We start from the raw sequence: 25,435 nt of genomic DNA on the forward strand, positions 1-25,435 counted from the left end.
CCTCTCACCGGTACTCCGACAGCCTGCGCCCGATGCCGAGCACCGCGCCGGACGCGCCCAGCACGGCCAGGACGGCCGCACCCAGCGGGAGCCCGGCCATGGCGTCCCGCCCGCCGCTCGCCGCCTGCACGAACTCACTCTCCTCGTGGTCCAGCGCCTTCGCCAGGTTCGCGTCCACGCTGTCGAAGCACTCGCCGGTGGGCTGGTCCGCCCTGGACCCGATGATCTTGTTCAGGGCCGCCTGGTAGTTGCCGTCGTCGTCGGCCGCCCGGGCCTGCTTGTGGCGCTCCTGCCACACCTTCATGTTGCCGGTGGCGGCCTTCACGGGCTGCTCGCCCGCCTGGTCGTCGGCGAGGGAGGACGCCTTGGCGAGGCTCGTGCCGAGAGCGTCCATGTCCTGCTGGAACGCGTAGTCGTAGGCGTCCTCGACCGCCCCGCTCGGCAGCTTCTTGGTCTCGGCGCCGCGGCTTACCAGGGTCAGGTTCTCGTTGCCGCGCGCGTTCAGGGACGCGATACGGGCGTCGTGCAGCACGTTCAGGGAGCGGACGCCGTGCGCGTACGAGGAGTTCAGTCCCGCGCGGGCGACGCTGTGGCCGGCGACCAGCCACAGCAGGACGATCGCCGAGGCGGCCGTGGCGGCGACCAGACCGTGGTTGAGCACCCGGTTGGTCCGCAGGTAGTGGCGGCGCTGCGCCCAGCCGAGGGCGGCGAGCGCGAGGACGCCGAGGGCCAGGGCGAACCAGGGGTACGGGGTCGCGTCCGCGTAGTCGGAGCGCAGCCGCTGGTTCTCCTTGGTGTACAGGTCCTGGGCGGCCGGCAGCATCTCCTGCTGCATCTTCTCGTTCGCCGCCCGCAGATAGGCGCCGCCGACCGGGAAGCCCTGGCGGTTGTTGGCGCGGGCACGTTCGATGAGGCCCTTGTACTCCGGGAGCAGCGTGTTGAGCTTGGTGATGGTGGCCGCGGAGGGGGAGCCGGGCTCGGCGTTGGCCGCGGCGGTGACCAGCTTGGCGGCGGCCGTCCGGATGTCCTTCTCGTAGCGGAGGGTGGTCGCGGCGGGTTCCTGGCCGCCCGCCAGGAAGCCGCTGGAGGCCGCGGTGTTGGCGTCGGCGAGGGAGCGGTAGATGTCGGCGGCGCCGGCACTGAGCGGCTGGCTGCGGTGCAGTACGTCGTCGGCGGCGCCCGCGCGGTCGGTCATCTGCCAGGCGGCGACGGCGCCGAAGGAGACGACGAGCAGGGCGAGGACGGCGCCGATGACGCGGAGCCGGCCGGGCTCGGTGGCGGCGGCGGCGCGCAGGCGGTCGGCGCCCTCGGCGAAGGCGGTGCGGCGGGGTGCGAGGGGCGTCGCCGGTGGGGCGACGCCCTGCTGCAGCTGTGTCACCTGACCTCCCCCTTGGCCATCCGTCGCGGCAAGTATCGCCGCGGGGGGTGCTGTCCGCACAGGGCTTTGGGTGATCTTGTTGCTGAGCTGTGCCGTTGTGTTGCCCCCCGCTCTTGAATACGCGCCCTGGGGGTGTTCGGTTCCCCGGGGAGGGGTGGGCCGGGGTGGGGTTGCACAGCCCGGCTCCAACGGGGTCCGCTGCGCCCCAGCGGCACGACTGCCCGCAGCTACGGCAGTTACGGCAGCTGCGGTGGCTGCGGCAGCGCGGCGGCTGCCGTAGCCACGCGCCGACCGGCGCCCGCGCTACGTCCCCTCGTAGTACCCCCGTACCCGTTCCTGGGCCTTTCGCGGTGCGCCCTCGTGGTCCAGGCCCAGTAGTGCCGCTCCCAGGACCGGGCGGGCCGTGACCACCTGGGGGACCGCCTTCGGGGCCTTGGACGCCAGGAGGTCCCTCACCGCGTCGTCCAGTTGGGGGTGCTGGGCCGCGAGGATGCTGCCGCCCAGCACGACCGGGGTCTCCTCCTCCAGGAGGCCCAGCCGCCTCAGCGCCACCGTCGCCATCGTGACGACCTCCTCCGCCAACCGTTCCACGACCGCGCGGGCCACCGGGTCTCCCTCCTCGGCCGTCCGGAACAGCACCGGGGTCAGCTCGTGCCGCCGGTCGTCAGCGATGTGCCCCAGGTGCAGCGCCTCGATGAGCGCGTACATCGAGCTGAAACCGAAGTGCGCCGGCAGCGTGCGTGCCAGGGCGGTGGGGCCGCCGCGGCCGTCCTCCGCGCGTGCCGCCCACCACAGGGCCTCCTCCGCCAGGCCCCAGCCGCCGCCCCAGTCACCGGAGATACGGCCGAGTGCGGGGAAGCGGGCGGTGCGTCCGTCGGGGCGCATGCCGACGCAGTTGATGCCGGCGCCGCAGACCACGGCGACGCCTCGCGGTTCGGCCACCCCGGCCCGGAGGATCGCGAACGTGTCGTTGCGCACCTCCACCGTCGTGCCCCACGCGCGCGCGTGCAGCGCGGCGGCCAGCTGCTCCTCCTCCACCGGCAGGTCGGCGTTGGCCAGACAGGCCGAGACATGCGCGACCGAGGCGACCCCCGCCGCCGCGCAGGCTTGCTCGACGGCTTCCGCCAGGGCGTCAACCGCCGGCTCCACGCCCACTGCCGGTGGCCGGAACCCCCCGCCCCGCGCGGTGCCGAGGACCTCGCCGTCGGCGGCCACCACGGCGACGTCGGTCTTGCTGTTGCCCGCGTCGATGGCGAGGACACTTGCGGTCAGGCCCACGCGAGGTGCTCCCGGTTGTGCGCGATCAGTCGGTCGGTGAGGGCGTCGGCGTAGTCGTACTGGCCGATCAGGGGGTGGGAGAGCAGGGCGCGGAAGACGCGGTCCCGGCCGCCGCGCAGGGCGGCGTCCAGGGCCAGCTCCTCGTACGCCGTCACGTTCGCCATCAGCCCTGCGTACAGCGGGTCCACGGCCGGTACGGGCAGCGGGCTCGGTCCGTGCGGGCCGACGGCCGCCTGCACCTCGATCACGGCGTCGTCCGGAAGGAAGGGCAGCGTGCCGTGGTTGTACGCGTTCACCACCTGGTACGGCGACCCGGATCCGCCGAGCAGCGCTGCCGCGAGGTCGACCGCGGCCTCCGAGTAGTAGGCGCCGCCCCGCCGGGCGAGCAGCGCCGGCTTCTCGTCGAGCGCCGGGTCGCCGTACATCTGGAGCAACTCCCGTTCCATGGCGGCGACTTCGGCGGCGCGCGAGGGCTTCGTCCGCAGTTCCCGCACGACCTCGTCGTGCGCGTAGTAGTACCGCAGGTAGTACGACGGGACCACGCCGAGCCGGTTCACCAGGCTCCGGGGCAGTCGCAGATCGGCGGCGATCGCCTCGCCGTGCTCGGTGAGCAGCTTGGGCAGCACGTTCTCGCCCTCGGGGCCGCCCAGGCGCACACCGGTCTCCCAGGTGAGATGGTTCAGGCCCACATGGTCCAGGTGCACATTGGCGGCTGTGACCCCGAGCAGCGCGGCGAACTTCCGCTGGAAGCCGATCGCCACGTTGCACAGACCGACCGCCCGGTGGCCCTCCTTCAGCAGGGCGCGGGTGACGATGCCGACCGGGTTGGTGAAGTCGATGATCCAGGCCTTCGGGTTGGTTCGGCGGACCCGTTCGGCGATGTCCAGGACCACCGGCACGGTGCGCAGCGCCTTGGCGAGGCCGCCCGCGCCGGTCGTCTCCTGGCCGACACAGCCGCACTCCAGCGGCCAGGTCTCGTCCTGCTCCCGCGCGGCCTGGCCGCCGACGCGCAGCTGGAGCAGTACGGCGTCGGCCCCCTCGACCGCCTCGTCCAGGTCGCCGGTCGTGACGACGCGTCCGGGGTGCCCCTGTTTGGCGAAGATCCGCCGGGCCAGTCCGCCCACCAGCTCCAGGCGTTCGGCGGCCGGGTCGAGGAGGACCAGCTCCTCGACCGGCAGCGTGTCCCTCAGCCGCGCGAATCCGTCGATGAGTTCAGGCGTGTAGGTCGACCCTCCGCCGACCACGGTGAGTTTCATTGCGGCTGACTAACCCTTCACTCCGGTGAGCGTGACGCCCTCGACGAACGCCCGCTGGGCGAAGAAGAACACGAGGATCACGGGGGCCATGACCAGCACGGTCGCGGCCATGGTCAGGTTCCAGTCGGTGTGGTGCGCGCCCTTGAACGACTCCAGGCCGTAACTCAGCGTCCAGGCCACCGGATTCTCGGAGGCGTAGATCTGCGGGCCGAAGTAGTCGTTCCAGGCGTAGAAGAACTGGAAGAGCGCGACGGCGGCGATGCCCGGCCGGGCCATGGGCAGCACGACCTTCAGCAGCGTCCGCAGGTCACCGCAGCCGTCGACCTTCGCCGCGTCCAGGTACTCGTTCGGGATCGTCATCAGGAACTGGCGCAGCAGGAAGATGGAGAACGCGTCGCCGAACGCCATCGGGATCATCAGCGGCCACAGTGTCCCCGCCAGGTCCAGCTGCTTCGCCCAGAACAGGTACATCGGGATGATGATCACCTGCGGCGGCAGCATCATCATCGAGACCACCAGCATGAGGGACAGATTCCGGCCCCGGAAGCGGAACTTGGCGAGCGCGTACGCCACCGGGACGGACGACACGACGGTCAGGACGGTGCCGAGACCGGCGTAGACCAGGGTGTTCTTCCACCAGGTGAGGAAGCCGGGCGTGTCGAGCACCTTCCGGTAGTTGCCCCACTCCCAGGTGTGCGGGATCAGGTCGCGGCTGAGTGCCTGGCTGTCGCTCATCAGCGAGGTCAGGAACACGAACACGAAGGGGAGTGTGAAGAAGAGGGCGGCTGCCACGCCGAGGGAGTGGACCGCGACCCACTCCAGGGCGGCCCTGCGCCGGGCGGTGCGTGCGGCCGGCGAGACGGGCGCCCGCACCTGAACCGGCTTGTCGAGTACTTGGGTCATGGTCAGTCACCTGCCAGGTTGAGGCCGCCCCGGCGCCGCATCAGGAACGCGGTGAACACCATGGACAGGGCGAACAGCACGAGCGCGACCACACAGGCGGAGCCGTAGTCGAAGCGCTGGAAGCCGAGGTTGTAGACGAGCTGGGGCAGGGTGAGCGTGGACTTCTCGGGGTAGCCCGGCTCGAACTGCGTCCCGGCGCCCTGGATGACGCCGGAGGCGACCTTCCCGGCGATCAGGGGCTGTGTGTAGTACTGCATGGTCTGGATCACTCCGGTGACCACGGCGAACATGACGATCGGCGAGATGTTCGGCAGCGTCACGTAGCGGAAGCGCTGCCAGGCCGAGGCGCCGTCCAGTTCGGCCGCCTCGTACTGCTCCTGCGGCACGTCGAGCAGGGCGGCCATGAAGATGACCATCAGGTCGCCGATGCCCCACAGGGCGAGCAGGGTGAGGGCGGGCTTGGACCAGGAAGGGTCGTTGAACCAGCCCGGCGCCGGGATGCCGATCTTCTCGAGGATCGAGTTGACCGGGCCCGTACCGGGGTTGAGGAGGAAGGCGAACGCCATGGTGGCGGCGACGGGCGGGGCGAGGTAGGGCAGGTAGAACAGGGTGCGGAAGACGCCCGTACCCGTCTTGATCTTCGTGATCAGCAGTCCGACGCCGAGCCCGAAGACGACCCGCAGGCTGACCATGACGACGACCAGCCACAGGGTGTTGCGCAGCGCCGGCCAGAAGAACGGGTAGTCCTTGAAGACGTACGTCCAGTTCTTCGTTCCGCTCCACGTCGGCGGCCGGAAGCCGTCGTAGTGCATGAACGAGAAGTAGACCGTCGAGATCAGCGGGTACGCGAAGAAGACCGCGAAACCGATCAGCCAGGGCGACATGAAGGCGGCCGTGCGAAGCGCCGCCCTGCGGCGCTTCGAGGCGAGGGTGATCGTGCTCATCGCTACTTCGCCTGCGCGATGTCCGTGTCGATCTGCTTGGCGGCGCTCTCCAGACCCGCCTTGAGGTCCTTGACCTTGCCGCTCTCGTAGTCGTATCCGAGCTGCTGGATCGTCGTGAGGTACACGCCGCCGTTGACCGAGGCGGGCGTGGTCGTGGAGTTCGGGTTCGCGGCGATGTCCAGGAACGTCTTGAAGCGCGGGTCGTACTTCAGCTTCGGGGACTTCAGGGCCGCCAGGGTGGAGGGCACGTTGTGGATGGCGTTGGAGAACTCCACCACCGCATCCGTGTCGGTGGTCATGTACTTCACCAGCTCCCAGGCCGCGTTCTGCTTGGTGCTGGTGGCGGCGATGCCGGCGATCGTCCCGGTGATGTAGCCCTTGCCGTACTGGGAGGCCTGGTTGTCGGGGACGGGCAGCGGGGCGACCCCGATGTCGAAGTTCGGCTTGGCGTCCAGGGCCATGCCCAGGCGCCACTCGCCGTCGAGCTGCATGGCGACCTGGCCGGTCTGGAAGGGGTGCTTGGGACCCCATTCGTCGCCGAGCTTCGAGCGGTACTTCTCCAGCTTCTGGAAACCGCCCAGTTCGTCGACCAGCTTCTTCTGCAGCGTGAAGCCGGCCTCGAACGCCGGGTCCTTGGCCAGGTTCGACTTGCCGTTCTTGTCGAAGTAGGTGGGGGAGAACTGCGCGAAGTAGTGCTCGGTCGTGGTCTCCCAGCCGTGGTAGTCCGGCATGAACCCGAGCTGCTTGTAGCCGTCGCCGTCGGGGACGGTCAGCTTCTTGGTGTCGGTCTCGAATTCGGACCACGTCTTCGGCGGGGCCGTGATGCCCGCCTTCTTGAATGCGGTCTTGTTGTAGTAGAGCCCGTACGCATCGCCCAGCAGCGGCACCGTACAGCGGTTGCCGTCGAACTGGGTGTACTCGTTCATCGCCTTCGGGAATGTCGTGGCCGGGTCGATGCCGGCCTTCGTGAAGAACGGGTTGAGGTCGATCAGGGCGCCGGAGGAGCAGAACTTGCCGACGTTGTTCGTGGTGAAGGACGAGATGACGTCGGGAGCCTTGTCGCCGCCGGTGCGCAGCGCCTGGTTGATCTTGTCGTCGGTCATGTTGGCGACGACGTTGACGTGGATGTTGGGGTGCGCCTTCTCGAAGCCGGCGATCAGCGCCTTCACGGCCTTGGTCTCGTTCGGCGCGCTCCAGGCGTGCCAGAAGTTGATGGTGGTCTCCTTGGACGCGTCGTCACTCGCGCCGGAGGAGGACTGGCCGGTGCAGGCGGTGGTGAGGAGAGCGACCGAGACGGTCAGAGCAAAGGCGACTTTTCGGACTGTTTCGGGCATGGCGGGGTCTCCCTGGGACGGGCGGGGGTGTGGTTCGACCGGAACGGGTGCCGGGGCGGGGCGGAACCGGGGTGGGGACCCGGGGCTTCAGCGCGAGGTGTCGAAGACCTCGTCGCGGGTGGCGGCGAGGGCGCTCTCCAGCGCCCCGCGCAGCACGGGGTGTTCGCGTACGTCGCCGACGACGAGCCGCGGCCGGGATGCGGCCAGCTCCTCCAGTTCGGCCTGGAGCAGGGCCCGCAGCGGCTCGCCCCCGGCGGTGAGGGAGGCGCCGCTGAGGACGACGAGTTCGGGGTCGAGCACGGAGACGAGCGAGGCCAGACCGGTGGCCAACCGGGTCGCGTACGTCTGGAGGAGCCGCCGGTGGGGGCCGGTGGCGCTGTCGGCGGCCCGGGCGACGAGTTCGGCGGCGACCTCGGCGTACGGGCCGGCCGGCACGTCCTCGATGCCCAGTTCGCGGGCGAGCTTCGGGATGGCCTGGGAGCCGGCCAGTTCCTGGTAACCGCCGCTGTTGGCCTTGGTGACCTGGCGGACCAGCGGGGCGCCCGGCACCGGCAGGAAGCCGACCTCGCCGGCGCCGCCGGTCCAGCCGCGGTGCAGCCGGCCGCCGAGGACCAGGGCGGCGCCGAGACCGCCCTCGTTCCACAGCAGCACGAAGTCGTCGTGGCCGCTGGCCGCGCCCAGGCGCTGCTCGGCGAGGGCGACGAGGTTGACGTCGTTCTCGTACTCGACCGGCATCGGCAGGGCGGCGGCGAGTTCCTCCAGCAGCGTGGGGGAGTGCCAGCCCGGCAGGTGGGAGGCGTAGCGCAGACGGCCGGTGGTGGGATCGAAGGCGCCCGGGGTGCCGATGACCACCCGGTGCACGTCGGAGGCGGCGAGCCCGGCGGCCTTCACGGCGCCTTCGAGGGCGTCGGTCACCTGCCGTACGACGGGCTGGGCCGGGCGGCGGCCGGGGGTGGGCAGTTCGTACTCGCCGACCGTCCGGCCGGTGATGTCGGCGACGGCGGCTAGGATGCGCTCGGGGGTGACGTCGAGGCCGGCGACATGGGCGGCGGCCGGGTTGACCACGTAGAGCTGGGCGTTGGGACCCGGGCGGCCCTCGGTCGTGCCGGTCATCAGGACCAGGCCGGCGGCTTCGAGGCGGGCGAGCAACTGGGAGGCGGTGGGCTTCGACAGGCCGGTGAGCTTGCCGATGCGGGTGCGGCTGAGCGGGCCGTGCTCCAAGAGCAGGTCCAGGGCGGCGCGGTCGTTCATGGCGCGCAGCACCCGGGGGGTGCCCGGCGTACCGGCGGATCCTGCCATGCGTGTCGCCACCTGCCTTTCAACCGCCCAGCTTCTCAGGGAGGGCGCGGGGAAGTCCACCGACTGATCGCTATGCTCCGCGATCTGTTAGGAAGGTTTCCTATCGGTGGCAGGAAGGTAGGCGCGAACCGCCGAAGGCGTCAATACCGGCCGCCGGCGGCTACGTAGTCGTTATGCGGGGGAGCGGTCAGCCCTTTACGAACGGTGCAGTGCCGAGGGTGGGATAGGGGGCGGGAAGGGGGAGGGGCTCGCCTGCGCTGCCGTCTTTGTCGGCGGCGCGGAAGCCCATGCCCATGCCCGCCAGCTCGAACCCGGCGACGTGGAACTGAACAGTGAGCCCAACGGCGCTCCTGCTGTGGTTGTAGTCCGGCTGCGGCGGCACGACGACCGTCCCCTCGACGTACTCCGGTCGAATCGGCATCGGTGACGCCTCTTCGAACGCACTCAACAGGTCGATGGGGTCCACCTGCGGCATGACCGGCTCCATGAGGGGTTCGGCGCTCATCGCTGGTTCTCCTTGTCGCACTGGTGCCAGGCTACGCCCACGTGGGGTGACCCAGCGGGAGCATGTGTGACCGCATTGGGCTGCTGACCTGCAAAAACGTTCCAGTTCACTCGAACCAGCGTGCTGAACCGTTCCGCCCTGGCCCGCGCACACGAAGAAGCGGCGCCCGGAACATCCAGGCGCCGCTTCCCTCACACGACCGTGCGACCCGCTACTTCGCCGCCGGACGCGGCGGCGGGATCGGGGACGCCGCCTCCGACTGCGGGGAGTCGGGGTTCGCGTGGGCCGAGGGGGGCGCCACCGGGGCCGCGGGGTCGGCGGCCTCTGCCTCCTCCGTGAGGGTGATGGGCGTGCCCCCCACGATGCGGATGTCCGCCTCGTCGAAGGCCCGCTTGACGCGCCAGCGCAGCTCGCGCTCCACTGCCAGTGCCTTGCCCGGCATGGTCTTCGCCGAGAGGCGGACCACCATGGAGTCGATCAGCACGCTGTCCAGTCCGAGCACTTCGACGGGGCCCCAGAGGATCTCGTTCCAGGGCTCGTCCTTGCTCATCCGCTCGGCCACCGCGTCCAGGGTCGCCTTCACCCGGTCCAGGTTCTCGCTCGAGCGGACGGTCACGTCCACCCCGGCCGTCGCCCAGCCCTGCGAGAGGTTGCCGATGCGCTTGACCTCGCCGTTGCGGACGTACCAGATCTCTCCGTCGGCCCCGCGGAGCTTCGTCACCCGCAGGCCCACCTCGATCACCTCGCCCGAGGCCACACCCGCGTCGATGGTGTCGCCGACGCCGTACTGGTCCTCGAGGATCATGAACACGCCGGAGAGGAAGTCCGTGACCAGGTTGCGGGCGCCGAAACCGACCGCCACACCGGCGACCCCCGCCGAGGCCAGCAGCGGGGCCAGGTTGATCTGGAAGGTCGACAGCACCATCAGCGCCGCGGTGCCCATGATCAGGAAGCTCGCCACCGAGCGCAGCACCGATCCGATGGCCGCCGCGCGCTGCCGGCGGCGCTCGGCGTTGACCAGCAGGCCGCCCAGCGAGGTGCCGTTCGCCGTCGCCTCGGTGGTGCGGTTCATACGCTCGATGAGCTGGGTGATCGCGCGCCGTACCGCCACTCTCAGCACTGCCGCGATGACCAGGATCAGGATCACCCTGAGGCCTATCGCGAGCCAGGTCGACCAGTTCTGCTCGACCCAGCTCGCGGCGTGGTTCGCGCTCTCCTGGGCGTCCTGGAACGTGGGAACCGCCGGAGCCGTCGACTCCGTGGGGGACGGAGCCGGTGTGGCGCCGGCGGCCAGTAGGGCGGGCAGGGACACGGCGGGTACCTCCAGTGCTTCTGCCTCCGGTGGGGGCGGTCAAGGTCTTCGAGGTCACGGAAAAGTCACCGGACGGCAGGAGCACCACACTAACGGGGCATCGTGTGGGGATCATGGCGATGTTCCGTGCAGAGACCGTGTCACCTGGGGGTTCACCAGGTGAAGCAGGGGGGCGCGCGCCCGGCGGCGCCCCGGGTGTGGTCGAAAACACTCCCAGCCCGTTACCGGGACATGGTGGCGCTTCCACCAGGCATGAGGGGAGACTGGCTCTCATATCGTCCCGGCGCGAGCCACGCGCCGCCGGCGTACAAGGAGGGCATCCGTGCCGCACGTCCTGGTCCTCAATGCGTCGTACGAGCCACTCGGCGTCGTACCGCTCCGCCGCGCGCTCATCCTCGTCCTCGAGAACAAGGCCGTCTGCCTCGAGGAGTCCGGCGCCTACATGCACAGCGCGACCGTCACTGTCCCCGCACCGAGCGTGGTCCGGCTGAAGCGATTCGTACGGGTTCCCTACCGGGGGCCCGTTCCTCTCACCCGGCGCGCGCTCTTCGCCCGCGACGGCGGCCGGTGCATGTACTGCGGTGGCGTCGCAACCAGCGTCGACCACGTCATCCCGCGCAGCCGCGGTGGTCAGCACGTCTGGGACAACGTGGTGGCTTCCTGCCGCCGCTGCAACCACGTCAAGGCCGACCGCCACCTCTTCGAGCTGGGCTGGCGGCTGCGCCACAAACCCGCCCCGCCAACCGGTCTGGCGTGGCGCATCATCGGCACCGGCCATAGGGACCCGCGCTGGCTGCCATACCTGCAGCCGTACGGCGCGGACGACGCCCTGGCCCGGATCGACGGCATTTCAGCCTGACGATCCGGGCCTTCGTGTTCCCCGGGGCCGGCCGCTCGGGCCTCGGGGCCCGGCCCCGGGAGTCCCACGCACTACATGTACTGAGTGAATAGTGATCCGGCAGTTCGCCGGAAAATCTCCGGGAAGTCCGGAAGTTCCCCGGGACGGTCGCGTGCGGCAGGGCCCCGCACCGGAGTACGGTCTGTGAGCGACCCCACGTTGTCCACCCTCGTACGTCTGCGCACGCGCCCACTGGGTAGGCCTGCACTCACCCGCAGAACGTCGCACGACGACAAGGAGGCCCCCGTGGCCGCACCGGCACACCATCCGCTCCCCACCCTGTCCAAACGCGACGCGGAACCCTCCGCCGACCCCCGGGTCCGGATCGGCGTCCTCAGCGCGGAGGGCGCCCGCACCCAGGCGCCGCTGACCAGCGAACCGCCGCTGCCCGATGCCGAGCCCCTCACGAGCGAACCCCCGCTCGCCGACGTCGCCCCCCTGACCAGCGAGCCCCTGGCCGCCGGCCCGGACCCCATGGGGTACTAGATGACACCGGCGGACCCCGAGCGCGACGGCACGCCCCTGGTCCGGCTCGCCGCGCTGTACGGCGTCGCCACCTCCTACCGCCCCTCCCCGGACCGTACGGTCACGTCCTCGGACACCGCGGTCACCGCCGCGCTCGCCGCGCTCGGCGTGGACGCGAGCACCCCGGACGCCGTACGTGAGGCCCTGGCCGCCCGTGAAGGGGAGCTGCGGGAACGGCTGCTGCCCCCGACCGTGGTCGGCTGGGGCGGCGAGCCGCCCGCCGCGCTCGCCGCCCTCCCGGACGGCACCCGGGTACGCGTGGAGACCGAACAGGGCGGGACGCGCGCCTCCGCCGACGGCCTCCCGCCCGGCGTCCACACCCTGCACGTCACCGCCCCCGACGGCCGCACGGCCGAAGCCCACCTCATCGCCGCCCCAGCCCGGCTGCCCGCCCCGCCGGGGCGCTCCTACGGACTGCTCGTCCAGCTCTACTCCCTGCTCTCCCACCGCTCCTGGGGCATGGGCGACCTCGGTGACCTGGCCGAGCTCACCGCCTGGGCCGGACGTGCGCTCGGCGCGGGGTTCGTGCAGGTCAACCCGTTGCACGCCGCCGTACCCGGCGCTCCCACCGACCCCTCCCCCTACCGCCCCTCCTCCCGCCGCCACCCGGACCCCGTCCACCTGCGCGTGGAGGACATCCCCGAGTTCCCCTACGCCGAGGACCGCTCCCACATCCGGGCGTTGCTGGAGCGCGCCGCGCGACTGCGTGAATCCGTCCTCGACAAGGGCGAGTTGATCGACCGCGACGCCGTGTGGGAGCTCAAGAGGGAGGCGCTGGAACTCGTGGGCGCCGTCCCGCTCGGGCCCGGACGGCGCGCCGCCTACGCCGACTTCCTCGCCGAGCAGGGCCAGGAGCTGGAGGACCACGCCACCTGGTACGCGCTCGCCGAGCTCTACGGGCCCGACTGGCACACCTGGCCCACCCGGCTGCGCGACCCCCGCTCGGCCGCGACCGGCCGCGCCCGCGCCGAGCTGATGGATCGCGTGGACTTCCACAGCCGGCTCGCCTGGCTCACCGACGCCCAGCTCGCCACCGCCCAGCGCACCGCCCGCGACGCCGGAATGCCGATCGGGCTGATCCACGACCTCGCGGTCGGCGTGCACCCGGGCGGCGCCGACGCCTGGGCCCAGCAGGAGTACCTGGCGTCCGGGATGTCGGTGGGCGCCCCGCCGGACGCCTTCAACCCGCGCGGCCAGGACTGGGGTCTGCCGCCCTGGCGCCCCGACCGGCTGGCCGCCTCCGGCTACGCCCCTTACCGCCGGCTGCTGCGCGCCCTGCTGCGGCACGCGGGCGCCCTCCGCATCGACCACGTCATGGGCCTGTTCCGGCTGTGGTGGGTGCCGCAGGGGCAGCCGCCCACGGAGGGCACCTACGTCCGCTACGACGCCGAGGCCATGCTCGCCGTCCTGGTCCTGGAGGCCTCGCGCGCCGGGGCGCTGGTCATCGGCGAGGACCTCGGGACGGTGGAGCCCGGGGTGCGTGAGGCGCTGCACGAGCGCGGAGTGCTCGGCACGTCCGTCCTGTGGTTCGAACGGGACTGGGAGGGCAACGGGCAACCGCTGCCGCCCGAACGCTGGCGCGCCGACTGCCTGGCCACCGCCACCACCCACGACCTGCCGCCCACCGCCGCCCGGCTCAGCGGAGAGCACGTCGAACTGCGCGACCGGCTCGGCCTGCTCACCCGCCCCCTGGCCGAGGAGCGCGCCGAAGCAGCGGCCGAGACCGGCCAGTGGCTCGCCCTGCTGTCGCGGCTCGGCCTGCTCGAAGGGGGCAGCGGCGGGAACTCGGCGGTGTCGGAGGAGAGGGAGATCCAGGCCGTCCACCGCTTCCTGCTGCGCACCCCCGCCCGGCTGGTCGGCGTCTGGCTGCCCGACGCGGTCGGCGACCGCCGCCCGCAGAACCTGCCGGGCACCTGGGACCAGTACCCGAACTGGCGCCTGCCGATCGCGGACGCGCAGGGACGCCCCGTGACGCTGGAGGACCTGGCGGCCTCGCCGCGGCTGTATGCGCTGATGGACGTGGTGCGGGACGTGGGGGGCCGGTAGGCGCGGTACGGCACTACGGGCGGCCCCGTGCGGGCCCGTGCCGGCCCGTGCGGCACCTCGGTGGCCCGGAACGGCACCCCCGGGCGCGCGGGCCGTCAGGGCGTTCGCTACTTTTGCACCGTGGACAAGAAGAACGCCCTGCGCGCCGGCGCCCTGGCCGCCGGTACGACGCTGATGATGCTGCTCATGTCGTCCCCCGCGCTCGCGCTGACGCGCGACGACGGCGACGACCCCGGCAAGGGCCTGAGCGTGGCCGACACGCTGGGGCTGTTCGTGGCGGCGCCCATCGTGCTGTTCCTGGTCATCGCGGGCCTGGTCATGATGACCGACAAGACCCGCAAGGAGACCAAGCAGGGCTGACGCCCACACGGTCGTACTGTCCGCCGAGGGAGTCCGCGCACCAGGCGGTGCGTGGGGCTCCCTCGGCGTGTTCGTAGGCCCGCGGCTCCGCGGGCCTACCGTCGTTCTCCACACCTTCGGGTCTACGGATGCGGCGCGGTGAGGTAGCGCCGCAGCGTAGGCGCCAGCCAGGCCACCACCTCCTCGCGGGTCAGGGCGACGGCCGGCGGGATCTTCAGTACGTACCGGGCGAACGCCATCCCGACGACCTGTGAGGCGGCGAGACCGGCCCGGGTGGGTGCCTGCTCGGGGTCGGGGCAGGTCTGCCGCGCGACGGGCAGCAACTGGTCCCGGAAGATGTCCTGGAGTCGCCGGGCCCCCGCCGGGTTGGTGACGCCGACGCGCAGCAGCGCGGTGAGCGCGTCGTGGTTCTCCTCCCAGAGGGAGAGGAAGTGGTTCACCAGGACCACGCCCACATCATGGCGAGGCACCCCATTCAGGTCGGGCAGGCGCAGATCGACGTCGAGTACCGCGTCGAAGAGGCCCTCCTTGGAGCCGTAGTAGCGCATCACCATGGACGGGTCGATCCGCGCGTCCCTGGCGATGGCTCGGATGGTGGTGCGCTCGTAGCCGTCGGAGGCGAAGCGCTCCCGGGCCGCGTCGAGGATGGCGCCGCGGGTGGCGTCGGAGCGGCGGGGCGGTGGCTTTTCGGACATGCCAACAAACGTAGGCCAACAAGTGTTGACCGTCCAGCGTTGGCCACCGTATGTTGGCAAACGAGCGTTGGCCTACAGCCGTTGGCCCACACATGTTGGCATCCAGGAGGCCGTCATGGCAGCCAAGACCAGCACCACTCCCACCGGCGTCCTCGTCGTCGGCTCCGGCCCCACGGGTCTCCTCCTCGCCGGTGACCTCGCCACCGCAGGCGTCCCCGTCACCCTCGTCGAGAAGCGCCCCCACAAGATCAGCAACCTCTCCCGCGCCTTCGTCCTGCACGCCCGCACCCTGGAGCAACTGGACGCCCGCGATCTCGCCGACGACCTCGAGGCCAAGGGCCGGCCGCTCTCCGACATCCGGCTCTTCGGCGGGCTCTCCATCCGGCTCGACACCCTCCCCTCCCGCTTCCGCCACCTCCTCGTCCTGCCCCAGTACGAGGTGGAGAAGGCGCTGGAGCGGCACGCGGCCGCCGCAGGGGTGCGGTTCCTGTACGAGACCGAGGTCACCGGCGTCGACCAGGACGCCGACGGCGTGACGCTGCACGTCCGCCGCCCCGACGGCGAGCCCGGCGCACTGCGCGCCGCCTACGCCGTGGGCGCCGACGGCCTCCACAGCGCCGTACGCGCCTCGATCGGCCTGTCCTTCCCGGGCAGGTCCGTCATCCGTTCCGTCGTCCTCGCCGACGTCCTCCTCGACGAGCAGCCCGAGCACACCCTGACCGCCAACGCCGTCGGTGACGCCTTCGCCTTCATCGCCCCCTTCGGCGACGGCTACCACCGGGTCATCGCCTGGCAGCGCGGCCGCGACGTCCCCGACAGCGCGCCGCTCGACCTCGACGAGGTCCGCGAGACCGTCCGCCTCGCGCTCGGCCGCGACTACGGCATGCGCGACGCACGCTGGATGTCCCGCTTCCACAGCGACGAACGCCAGGCGCCCGCCTACCGCGTCGGCCGTGTCTTCCTCGCCGGGGACGCCGCGCATGTGCACACCCCGGCCGGCGGGCAGGGCATGAACACCGGCCTCCAGGACGCCGCGAACCTCTCCTGGAAGCTCGCCGCCGTCCTGCGCGGCCACGCCGACCCCGCACTCCTGGACACCTACCAGTCCGAACGGCACCCCGTCGGCAGGTCGGTGCTGCGCAGCAGCGGCGGCATCGTGCGCCTCGCCATGGCCAAGCGCCCCTGGACCCTTGCGCTGCGCACCGGGCTCGCCGCCGCGGTCACCCACGTCGGCCCCCTGCGGCGGCGCGTGACGGGCCAGGTCACCGGCATCGGCTACAGGTACGCAGCTCCCCGCCGCGCCCACCCCCTGACCGGCAGGCGCATCCCGGACGTGGCCCTCACCGGCGGCCGGCTCTACGAGGCCCTGCGCGGCGGCCGGTTCGTGCTGGTCACCCCGGGCCCGTACGACGCGGACGGCCGCAAGGACCGGCTGGCCGTGGAGCACTGGGCGGGCGAACGGCGCACGACCGTGCTGGTACGGCCGGACGGCTATGTCGCCTGGGCCGCCGAGGCGCCCGACGCCACGCAGATCGAGTCCGCGCTGTCCAGCTGGACGGGCCGGGGCTGACCGTACCGGCGATGAACCGACGGGCCCACCGCGGCCACTTGCAAACCGGGCACTCGGCCGCTGAAAAAGGGGCGCCCGGCACAAGCCGGGCGCCCCTTCCGCGTGCGATCAGGCCGCGGCCGCGTCCGCCGCCTGGGCCTTCAGCGCCCGTTCGATGCCCGCGCGGGCCTCCGAGACCAGGCGCCGCAGAGCCGGAGGCGGTTCGGCGGAGGCCAGCCAGGCGTCGGTCTTCGCCAGCGTGTCCTCGGACACCTGGATGGACGGGTAGAGACCGACCACGATCTGCTGGGCCATCTCGTGCGAGCGGGAGTCCCAGATGTCCCTGACCACCTCGAAGTACTTCTCCGTGTACGCGGAGAGCAGCTCCCGCTGGTCGGTCTCGACGAAGCCCGCGATCACCGCCTCCTGCACGGCGTTCGGCAGCTTGTCGGACTCCACGACCGACGCCCACGCCTCGGCCTTGGCCTCCGCGGTCGGGCGGGCGGCCCGGGCGGTGGCCGCGTGCCGCTCACCGGCCGCCGTCTTGTCGCGCTCCAGCTCGCCCGCGATCTCCGCCTCGTCGAAGCGGCCCACCGAGGCGAGCCGCTCCACGAACGCCCAGCGCAGCTCGGTGTCCACGACCAGGCCCTCCACCGACTGCGAGCCGTCGAGCAGCGCCTCCAGCAGGTCCAGCTGCTCCGGGGTGCGGGCGGTCGCCGCGAAGGCGCGCGCCCAGGCGAGCTGGTGGTCGCTGCCCGGCTCGGCGGCGCGCAGATGGGCCAGGGTCGCGTCCGTCCACCGGGTCAGCAGCGCCTCACGCGCGGACGGGTCGGCGTACAGGTCGATCGCCAGCTTCACCTGGCGGTGCAGCGACTGCACGACACCGATGTCGGACTCCTTGGCGATGCCGGACAGGACGAGCGAGAGGTAGTCGCGGGTCGCCAGCTCCGCGTCCCGGGTCATGTCCCAGGCCGACGCCCAGCACAGGGCGCGCGGCAGCGAGGACTCGAAGTCGCCCAGGTGCTCGGTGACGAAGGCCAGCGACTTCTCGTCCAGGCGGACCTTGGCGTAGGACAGGTCGTCGTCGTTGAGCAGGATCACGTCCGGGCGGCGCCGGCCGGTCAGCTGCGGCACGGCGGTCAGCTCGCCGTCGACGTCCACCTCGATCCGGCCGTCCTCGTCGCGCAGCAGCTTGCCGCTGTCCTCGTCGAGGCCGTACAGGCCGATGGCGATGCGGTGCGGACGCAGGACCGGCTCGCCCTTGGCGCCGGCGGGCAGGGCGGGGGCCTCCTGGCGGACCGCGAAGGACGTGATGACGCCGTGCTCGTCCGTCTCGATCTCGGGCCGCAGGATGTTGATGCCCGCGGTCTGAAGCCACTTCTTGGACCATGTCTTCAGGTCCCGGCCGGAGGTCTCCTCCAGGGCGCCCAGCAGGTCCGACAGGCGCGTGTTGCCGTAGGCGTGCCGCTTGAAGTACGCCTGCACACCGCGGAAGAACTCGTCCATGCCGACGTACGCGACGAGCTGCTTGAGGACGCTGGCGCCCTTGGCGTACGTGATGCCGTCGAAGTTGACCAGGACGTCGTCCAGGTCGTTGATCTCGGCCATGATCGGGTGGGTGGAGGGCAGCTGGTCCTGCCGGTACGCCCACGTCTTCATCTGGTTGGCGAACGTGGTCCAGGAGTGCGGCCAGCGGGACTCCGGGTGGAGCGCCTGGCAGGCGGCCTCGGCGTAGGTGGCGAACGACTCGTTCAGCCACAGGTCGTTCCACCACTCCATGGTCACCAGGTCGCCGAACCACATGTGGGCCAGCTCGTGCAGGATCGTGGCTGCCCGTGCCTCGTACGCCGCGTCCGTCACCTTCGAGCGGAACACGTACTGGTCGCGCAGGGTGACCGCGCCCGCGTTCTCCATCGCGCCCGCGTTGAACTCCGGCACGAAGAGCTGGTCGTACTTCTGGAACGGGTACGGGAAGTCGAACTTCTCCTGGAACCACTCGAAGCCCTGCCGGGTCACCTCGAAGATCGCGTCCGAGTCGAGGTACTCGGCGAGGGAGGGCCGGCAGTAGATGCCGAGCGGGACGCTCTGGCCGTCCTTCTCGTACACGCTGTGCACGGAGTGGTACGGGCCGACGATCAGCGCGGTGACATACGTCGAGATCCGCGGCGTCGGCTCGAAGACCCAGACGTCGTCCTTGGGCTCGGGGGTGGGGGAGTTGGAAATGACGGTCCAGCCGCTGGGCGCCTTCACGGTGAACTGGAAGGTGGCCTTCAGGTCCGGCTGCTCGAAGGAGGCGAACACCCGGCGGGCGTCGGGCACCTCGAACTGGGTGTAGAGGTAGGCCTGGTCGTCGACGGGGTCGACGAAGCGGTGCAGGCCCTCGCCGGTGTTGGTGTAGGCGCAGTCGGCGACGACGCGGAGGATGTTGGGGCCCTCGAGCAGGCCGGGCAGGGCGATCCGCGAGTCCTTGAAGACCTCGGCCGGGTCGAGGGGGTCGCCGTTGAGGGTGACCTCGTGGACGGTCGGGGCCACCAGGTCGATGAAGGACTCCGCGCCGTTCTCCGCGGAGTCGAAGCGCACCGTGGTCACGGACCGGTAGGTGCCGCCCTCCTGCGCGCCGGAGAGGTCGAGATCGATCTCGTACGAGTCAACGGTGAGCAGCTTCGCCCGCTGCTGCGCCTCTTCGCGAGTCAGGTTTGTGCCAGGCACGCGGTCATCTCCTCGTGATGTGTCGGTTCCGTCATCCTTCCACGTCACCGCCACGTTCGGCGATGATCGGGCCGTACAGCAAGGGGCGCGCACCGGTCGTGGTGCGCGCCCCTTCGACGTGAGGGTTTTCCCTATTCGCTGAGCTCCGCCGCCACCAGCTCCGCGATCTGCACGGCGTTGAGCGCGGCGCCCTTGCGGAGGTTGTCGTTGGAGACGAACAGGGCCAGGCCGTTCTCGACCGTCTCGTCGCGGCGGATGCGGCCCACGTACGACGGGTCCTTGCCGGCCGCCTGCAGCGGGGTCGGGATGTCGGAGAGGGCCACGCCGGGCGCGCCGGCCAGCAGCTCCGTCGCGCGCTCCACCGACAGCGGCCGCGCGAAGCGGGCGTTGACCTGGAGGGAGTGGCCGGAGAACACCGGGACGCGCACGCAGGTGCCGGAGACCTTCAGCTCGGGGATCTCCAGGATCTTGCGGGACTCGTTGCGGAGCTTCTGCTCCTCGTCGGTCTCGTTCAGGCCGTCCTCGACGAGGTTGCCCGCGAAGGGTACGACGTTGAAGGCGATGGGGCGCTTGTACACCTGCGGTTCGGGGAAGTCGAGCGCCTCACCGTCGTGGGTCAGCTTGTCGGCCTCGGCGACCACCTTCTGCGCCTGCCCGTGCAGCTCCGCCACGCCCGCGAGGCCCGAGCCGGACACCGCCTGGTAGGTGGCGACGACCAGCGCCTCGAGCCCCGCCTCCTCGTGCAGGGGCCTGAGCACCGGCATGGCGGCCATCGTCGTGCAGTTCGGGTTGGCGATGATGCCCTTGGGGCGGTTCACCACCGCGTGCGGGTTCACCTCGGAGACGACCAGCGGCACGTCCGGGTCCTTGCGCCAGGCGGAGGAGTTGTCGATCACGACGGCACCCTGCGAGGCGACCTTCTCGGCCAGCGCCCTGGAGGTCGCGCCGCCCGCCGAGAACAGCACGATGTCCAGGCCGGTGTAGTCGGCGGTCGCCGCGTCCTCCACCGTCACGCCGTCGAGGATGGTCCCCGCCGAACGGGCCGAGGCGAACAGGCGCAGCTGGGTGACCGGGAAGTCGCGCTCCGCGAGGATCCTGCGCATGACCGTGCCGACCTGACCGGTCGCTCCGACGATTCCGACCCTCACGGCGACTCCCTCTCGTGATCTTTGCGTGCGTGTTGCCTGACCGAGGCTTTTCCATCATGCGGCCGACCCCGGCCCGCCTGTCCAATTCTTTGTACGGCGTGCCCGAGGAATGGGACGCGACGGCCCCGGCGACGGTTGCGGAACTGCGGCGTCCACCCTGCTGAGCTGCAGAAATTCAACCCACGGGGGTCCCGCACCGCAAGCTGTGCCGCCCGGTGCCTGCCCCGCCCCGTCCGGCGCACACGACGATGTGATGTACGCCCCATCGGCCGGGCGGACGAGAGAAAGGGCGGGCGCCCGCACGGACGCCCGCCCCCACAGCCGTAGGGAGCCCTACGGTGCGACCTTCTCGATCTTCACGCTGCCGGTGCCCGCGACCGTGCCGCGCGCGTTCACCAGCTGGACCCGGCCGAAGAACTCCCGGCCCTCGGGTGCCGGAGCGGCCGCGGTGACCGTGCCGGACACCGTGGCGGAGTCGCCCGTGCCGAGCTTGACCGGGGCCGAGCCGTCGACCGTGACCGAACCGAGCGCGGGGGAGAAGAACACGTCCCGGTAGTCGTAGGCGGTCGAGCCGGACGGGACCGAGTAGCCCGCCACCTCGACCCTGTACGTCCCGGGGGCCGGCGAGTCGATGTGCACCGACTCCTCCGAGTCGCCGTCCGCGGACTGCGCGACCTGCTTGCCGCTCGCGTCGTAGACCGTCAGGTCGAGGTCGGCGGCCGTGTCGGACACGTTGCCGATCGCGACGTCCAGCGAGGTGGCACCCGCGGGCACCTCGACGGTGGTGGTCTGCTTCTCGCCGTTCTTGATCGTCGGCCGGGCCGTCCTGGACGAACCGAGCGGGCCGCCGACCAGCTTGCCGTCGAGCGCGGCGTACTTGTTGGTCACCTTCCAGGAGGCGGCGGCCGGGGTGCCGACCTTGGCCTCGGGCACGGTCACGGTCTCGGGGTCGAACGCCGCGCCGAGGACGGTGACGTCCAGTGTGTAGGGGTTGTCGAGCAGCGGCGAGGTGCGGCGCGACTCGACCTCGATCTCCCAGACACCGGCCTGCGGGTCCGCGTACGAGCGCACGTCGGGCTTGCAGCCGTTGCCGGCGAGGTAGTTGTTGTAGCAGTACGGCGTCGAGGTGTTGTCGACCGGAGTGCCGTACGGGTGGATCGCGATGAACCGGGTCTGGCTCTTGTCCTTCAGCCCGCCGATCGCCACCTCCAGCGACTTCGCGCCCTCGGGCACGGTCAGGAAGTACGACCGGGTGCTGTTGCGCTGCACCGAACCCGACGCCGAGTAGGCGTACTTGACGGGGGTCGACACCACGACCGTGGTGAGGATCTGCTTGTCGACGCCCTCGGTGAACGGGTCGTCGACCTCGAGGATCGCGCTCTTGATGCCAGTCGAGCGCGGCGCGGCCTGGACCTTCACGGTCACCGGCTGGTTCAGCGGCAGCTTCACCAGGGGCGAGCCGAGGAGGCGGAAGGTGTCACCCGCGTTGTTCTCGAAGCGCAGCGTGTGCCAGACCGGCCCCTCGGGGCCGGAGGTGCGGGTGACGGTGATGTCGTACGTCTTCTTCTCGCCCGCCTTGAGGCCGCCCTCGCGGTCGTACAGGCCGGTGCCGAAGCCGGGGGTCTTCAGCGCGTAGTCGATCGCGGTGTCGACGGGGGCCTTCACGGTGTAGTCGTGGGAGGTCGCGTCGTCGAGGATCGCGTCCCAGGCGTCGACGATGTTGATGCGGCCCGCGCCCTCCTCGTACGCCTGCACACCCTTGATGTGGTCGGCGGTCGAGGTCAGGGCGGTGCGCAGGTCGGCGGGCGTGAGGTCGATGCCCTTCTGCTTGGCGGCGCTCAGCAGCAGTGCACTGGCGCCCGCGGCCTGCGGGGAAGCCATCGAGGTGCCCTGGAGCATGGAGTAGCCGGCCGGCAGCGAGTAGCCCGCCTCGGCGACCGGGGAGCCCGGCAGCCAGGTCTGGGTGGTGTTGATCGCGGCGCCGGGCGCGACGAGCGTCGGCGTGAAGCCGCCGTCCTCGCGCGGGCCGCGCGAGGAGAAGGGCATCATCTGGTACTTCTTCTCCACGACCGAGCCGTAGTTGGCGGCCCAGGTCTCCTTGGAGATGGCCGCGCCGACCGAGATCACCTTGTCGGCGAGACCGGGGTCGCCGATGGTGTTGGCGCCGGGGCCGGAGTTGCCCGCGGAGATCACCAGCTGGACGCCGTAGGTGTCGATCAGGCGCGTGTACAGCTCGGCGCGCGCGTTGTTGCCGTCGTTGAGCGCCGGCAGGCCGCCGATGGACATGTTGACGATGTCGACGCCGCGGTTGACGACGAGGTCGATCATGCCCTCGGTGAGGGCGACGTTGGTGCAGCCGCCGGTCCAGGTGCAGGCCCGGGAGGAGACGATCTTCGCGCCCGGGGCGGCGCCGTTCATCGTGCCGCCGAACAGGCCGTTGGCGGCGGTGATGCCGGCGACGTGGGTGCCGTGCTCGGACTCGATGACGCCGATGTTGACGAAGTCGGCCTTCTTGCCGACCCAGGACCCGCCGTAGGGGTCCATCGGGACGTCCTTGCGGGTCTGCACGACGAACGGCACCCGCTCGACGACGTCCGTCTTCGGGTCGTCGGTGCCGAAGTAGCCGACCTGGAAGCCGTCCTTGTACGGCTTCATCGGCGTGTCGTCGGTGAAGTCGTTGTTGTTGTTCAGGTCGACGGTGACCGTGCCCGCCGCCGGGTCGTACAGGACTCCCCAGCTGTCGGCGGTGTCGCCGTCGCGGTTGAGGTCGCCCTTCTCGTCGCCGCCGGTGGTCGCGGACTCCTTGAAGGTGCTGATCTCGTACGAGCCCGACGGCGCCGTCCAGGTCTTCTTGTCGTAGGTGAAGGTGGGCCCGGAGACGGCGGTGATCATCGGGCGCCAGGTCGCGTCACTGTCCACGATCGGGTCGGTCGCCGTGACCCAGTCGACGATCTTCCGCTCGCCCGTGGTGGTCTTCTGCAGCGCCGGGTGGCCGAGGTCCACGCCCGAGTCGAGGATGCCGATGGTGATGCCGCGGCCGTCCGCCTTCGGGTGCTCCCGCACGAAGTCGACGGCGCCCGTCTCGAAGGACGGGTTGTACGGGTTCTTCGCCGGGGTGTTCTTGCCGGGGGCCGGGTAAGTGGCGGCCTTCGCGCCGGACTTGGCGCCGTCCGCGCTCGGCGACGGGTCGTCGAGCGGGATCTCCCGCTTCAGGTCGATGGCGTGCACGGAGGACAGCTTCTCGGCGGTGGCGATCGCCGAGTCCGCCTCGGCCGTCGGGACGGTGGCGCGGACGTAGCCGAGCTTGTCGTAGGTGCGGCCCACCGAGCCGCCCTTGACCGCGTCCAGCTCCTTGGCGACCTGCTCGGTCTGCCCGGGGGCGGTCGCGACCATCATGGTGACGTTCTTGGCGCCGTCGGCCTTGGCCTCGGCGAGCAGGTCGGCGTCGTCCGAACCGAGCTTGGCGCTCGCTGACTTCACGGCCGGGTCGGTGCCGGCCGGCGGGTGGTCGGCGGAGAAGGCCAGGGGTATCGGCCCGGCCGCGGAGAGCGCGGCCACCAGCCCCGTGGCCGCGGCTATGCGCGCCACACGTCTTGTGCCCGGTTTCGGGCCGCGCTGGGGGGTGAGGGTCATCGGCATCCCTTGTAGGTAAAGGAGCGTGCAGGGACCGACCGGGACCGATCGGCCCTGGTCGTAGTCGTCCGGTGGGCGACCCCGGACGATCGCACAGCTTTACGCAAGGAACGTGTGTTTGGGGAGTGTTGACCGAATCGAAATGGATGTATGGGGAAAACCCGCGATGGATTTGGGGGAGTTCAGCCCGGACGATGACGGCCCGCCGCCGTTTCACGCACCCCTCGAGCCGTGCCGCGGCGCTGGTCTGTGCCCGAATACTCCCCTGCCGATCCCGAGCCGGCGGGCTAACGTGCCCCGAGTGCGTACACGACTGAGGGTGGCGGCCTACGCCATCTGCGTTCGCGACGGCCGGCTCCTGCTCGCCCGTGGGTGGGCCTCCGACGGCACCCCCGAGTGGACCCTGCCCGGCGGCGGAATGGAGCACGGCGAGGATCCCCACGACACAGTGGTCCGGGAGGTGGAGGAGGAGACCGGCTACCGCATCCAGGTCACCGGGCTGCTCGGTGTGGACTCGATCCGCCGCCGATTCCGCCGCGGCTTCGGCCGCACCGTCGACCACCACGGTGTACGGCTCGTCTACGAGGGCCGGGTGGTCGGCGGTGAACTGCGCAACGAGGTCGGCGGCTCCACGGATCTGGCCGCCTGGCAGGACATGGCCGCCGTGCCCGGGCTCAGACGGGTACGGCTCGTCGACACGGGACTCGCGCTGTGGCGGGAGCGCCCCGCGGCGGGGCGGACCGGTCTGCCCGAGCCGCCCGAGGGATGAGGCCCCCTGCACCACAACGTGAACGCGGACTTGAGCGGTCCCGGGCGGCGGCGAGCAGGTGTGGGCGGGCGCACGCGGCAGGCCTGTCCAAGGCCGCCCGTGGCGCCCGCCCGCGTGGTCACGGCGCCGCGGGCGCAAGGACTGAGCGACTCACTCCGTGCGCGGCAGCACCAGCTCCGCCCTCTCCACGGCCGGCTCCCGTGGCCCCGTCGAGCGGTTCGCGGTCGTCGGGCCCTGCGGGGCCGGGCCCGTGAAGCGGAAGGAGAGCGCGGCGAGGAAGCGGCGGCCCCGGTCCCAGCCCGTCGGGACCGTCGCGGTCACCCGGGCGGTGCCCGAGGCGGCCGTGTGGTCGAGCAGCGCGGTGGCCAGGGGCCGGGCAGCTCCCGTGCCCCACAGGGAGGGGTGCAGCAGGAACAGGCCCACCGCGCAGGCGTCCGGGTCCGGGTGGTGCAGCACCGCGTCGACGATCCCCACCACCGGGCCGTCGGTGTCCTCGGTCACGACCAGGATCCGTTTGTCCTGCCAGTCGGCTCCCGGCGGCAGGCTGTAGTACAGGCTCTGCAGGTCTGCGGGGCCCGAGGGGAGGCCGGTGGCCGCCTCGAAGTACTCCGCGCTCGCCTCGAACAGGGACGTCACGCCCGGCTCGTCGTCGGGCGAGGCCTCGCGGACTGTGTACCGGCGCCCGTCCTTCGTGATCGCGGTGATCGGCTCGGTCATCGGGTCATCGTCACATCGGCCGCCACCCTCTGGCCACCGAAAATACGGTGTGCCACTGGATCACGGTGCACAAGACTGACGAATTACGGCGTAACCCAGTCGACCCGGACATGAGATGCCGTGTTCATCCGCTCGAAACATCTGTGCCGCCTCATAGCGAGCAACCCGCTGTTCACG

Annotated in this window: 20 protein-coding genes; 6 read left to right on the forward strand and 14 right to left on the reverse strand. The window is 71.2% G+C overall.

Annotated elements, in window-relative coordinates; all coding sequences use genetic code 11:
* Positions 1-4 precede the first annotated feature (4 nt).
* The 9 genes from ACFYZE_RS00130 to ACFYZE_RS00170 all read right to left on the reverse strand — a co-directional run bounded on the left by ACFYZE_RS00130 (position 5) and on the right by ACFYZE_RS00170 (position 10,209).
* The gene (locus tag ACFYZE_RS00130; RefSeq protein ID WP_388986119.1) at positions 5-1,378 is read right to left on the reverse strand and encodes a hypothetical protein; all 1,374 of its coding nucleotides are present in this window, start codon (positions 1,376-1,378) and stop codon (positions 5-7) included.
* A gap of 303 nt (positions 1,379-1,681) precedes the next feature.
* Positions 1,682-2,656: an N-acetylglucosamine kinase gene (locus tag ACFYZE_RS00135; protein ID WP_388986122.1), complete on the reverse strand. Its 975-nt coding sequence runs from the start codon at positions 2,654-2,656 to the stop codon at positions 1,682-1,684.
* Positions 2,647-3,912, reverse strand: a complete 1,266-nt coding sequence (locus ACFYZE_RS00140; RefSeq protein WP_388986125.1) for a 6-phospho-beta-glucosidase — start codon at positions 3,910-3,912, stop codon at positions 2,647-2,649. The genes ACFYZE_RS00135 and ACFYZE_RS00140 overlap by 10 nt, the downstream gene beginning before the upstream one ends.
* 9 nt (positions 3,913-3,921) lie before the next feature.
* Positions 3,922-4,815, reverse strand: a complete 894-nt coding sequence (locus ACFYZE_RS00145) for a carbohydrate ABC transporter permease (RefSeq protein WP_388986128.1) — start codon at positions 4,813-4,815, stop codon at positions 3,922-3,924.
* 2 nt (positions 4,816-4,817) lie between these two features.
* Positions 4,818-5,759 carry a carbohydrate ABC transporter permease gene (locus ACFYZE_RS00150; RefSeq protein WP_388986131.1) on the reverse strand — a complete coding sequence of 314 codons (942 nt, stop codon included), beginning with the start codon at positions 5,757-5,759 and terminating at the stop codon, positions 4,818-4,820.
* 2 nt (positions 5,760-5,761) lie between these two features.
* On the reverse strand, positions 5,762-7,093 hold the full coding sequence (locus tag ACFYZE_RS00155; RefSeq protein WP_388986134.1) for an ABC transporter substrate-binding protein: 1,332 nt from the start codon (positions 7,091-7,093) through the stop codon (positions 5,762-5,764).
* 87 nt (positions 7,094-7,180) lie between these two features.
* Positions 7,181-8,392 (reverse strand): ROK family protein, encoded by a 1,212-nt coding sequence (locus ACFYZE_RS00160; RefSeq protein ID WP_388986137.1) that lies wholly within the window; start codon positions 8,390-8,392, stop codon positions 7,181-7,183.
* A gap of 187 nt (positions 8,393-8,579) precedes the next feature.
* Positions 8,580-8,897, reverse strand: a complete 318-nt coding sequence (locus ACFYZE_RS00165) for a hypothetical protein (protein WP_388986140.1) — start codon at positions 8,895-8,897, stop codon at positions 8,580-8,582.
* 211 nt (positions 8,898-9,108) lie between these two features.
* On the reverse strand, positions 9,109-10,209 hold the full coding sequence (locus ACFYZE_RS00170; RefSeq protein WP_388986143.1) for a mechanosensitive ion channel family protein: 1,101 nt from the start codon (positions 10,207-10,209) through the stop codon (positions 9,109-9,111).
* Between the two features lie 322 nt (positions 10,210-10,531).
* Between ACFYZE_RS00170 and ACFYZE_RS00175 the strand changes: the two genes are divergently transcribed.
* From ACFYZE_RS00175 to ACFYZE_RS00190, 4 genes are all read left to right on the forward strand, one after another.
* Positions 10,532-11,068, forward strand: a complete 537-nt coding sequence (locus ACFYZE_RS00175; RefSeq protein WP_388986146.1) for an HNH endonuclease — start codon at positions 10,532-10,534, stop codon at positions 11,066-11,068.
* Positions 11,069-11,353: 285 nt separating this feature from the next.
* Positions 11,354-11,593, forward strand: a complete 240-nt coding sequence (locus ACFYZE_RS00180; RefSeq protein ID WP_388986149.1) for a hypothetical protein — start codon at positions 11,354-11,356, stop codon at positions 11,591-11,593.
* Entirely contained in the window at positions 11,594-13,678 is a 2,085-nt protein-coding gene (malQ, locus tag ACFYZE_RS00185; protein ID WP_388986152.1) for a 4-alpha-glucanotransferase, read from the forward strand.
* A 120-nt stretch (positions 13,679-13,798) separates the two neighbouring features.
* On the forward strand, positions 13,799-14,038 hold the full coding sequence (locus ACFYZE_RS00190) for a hypothetical protein (protein WP_388986154.1): 240 nt from the start codon (positions 13,799-13,801) through the stop codon (positions 14,036-14,038).
* 122 nt (positions 14,039-14,160) lie between these two features.
* Here ACFYZE_RS00190 and ACFYZE_RS00195 read toward each other — a convergent pair whose 3' ends face one another.
* Positions 14,161-14,733, reverse strand: coding sequence for a TetR family transcriptional regulator (locus ACFYZE_RS00195; protein ID WP_388986157.1), 573 nt, complete (start codon positions 14,731-14,733; stop codon positions 14,161-14,163).
* 115 nt (positions 14,734-14,848) lie between these two features.
* On the opposite strand from ACFYZE_RS00195, the gene ACFYZE_RS00200 reads away from it, so the two are divergent.
* Positions 14,849-16,303, forward strand: coding sequence for an FAD-dependent monooxygenase (locus tag ACFYZE_RS00200; RefSeq protein WP_388986160.1), 1,455 nt, complete (start codon positions 14,849-14,851; stop codon positions 16,301-16,303).
* Positions 16,304-16,411: 108 nt separating this feature from the next.
* Here ACFYZE_RS00200 and pepN read toward each other — a convergent pair whose 3' ends face one another.
* From pepN to ACFYZE_RS00215, 3 genes are all read right to left on the reverse strand, one after another.
* A complete protein-coding gene (gene pepN / locus ACFYZE_RS00205) occupies positions 16,412-18,991 on the reverse strand; it encodes an aminopeptidase N (RefSeq protein WP_388986163.1) in 2,580 nt (859 codons plus the stop codon).
* Between the two features lie 131 nt (positions 18,992-19,122).
* Complete coding sequence (locus tag ACFYZE_RS00210) at positions 19,123-20,139, reverse strand: aspartate-semialdehyde dehydrogenase (protein ID WP_388986166.1); 1,017 nt, start codon at positions 20,137-20,139, stop codon at positions 19,123-19,125.
* A gap of 333 nt (positions 20,140-20,472) precedes the next feature.
* On the reverse strand, positions 20,473-23,772 hold the full coding sequence (locus ACFYZE_RS00215) for a S8 family serine peptidase (RefSeq protein WP_388986169.1): 3,300 nt from the start codon (positions 23,770-23,772) through the stop codon (positions 20,473-20,475).
* A gap of 301 nt (positions 23,773-24,073) precedes the next feature.
* Here ACFYZE_RS00215 and ACFYZE_RS00220 point away from each other — a divergent pair, with 301 nt between their 5' ends.
* Positions 24,074-24,541 carry an NUDIX hydrolase gene (locus ACFYZE_RS00220; protein WP_388986172.1) on the forward strand — a complete coding sequence of 156 codons (468 nt, stop codon included), beginning with the start codon at positions 24,074-24,076 and terminating at the stop codon, positions 24,539-24,541.
* 150 nt (positions 24,542-24,691) lie between these two features.
* Here the strand turns inward: ACFYZE_RS00220 and ACFYZE_RS00225 are convergent, their stop codons facing one another.
* On the reverse strand, positions 24,692-25,258 hold the full coding sequence (locus ACFYZE_RS00225) for a GNAT family N-acetyltransferase (RefSeq protein WP_388986175.1): 567 nt from the start codon (positions 25,256-25,258) through the stop codon (positions 24,692-24,694).
* Between the last annotated feature and the right edge of the window lie 177 nt (positions 25,259-25,435).

The sequence above is a fragment of the Streptomyces sp. NPDC001796 genome (assembly GCF_042892355.1).
GTDB lineage: Bacteria > Actinomycetota > Actinomycetes > Streptomycetales > Streptomycetaceae > Streptomyces.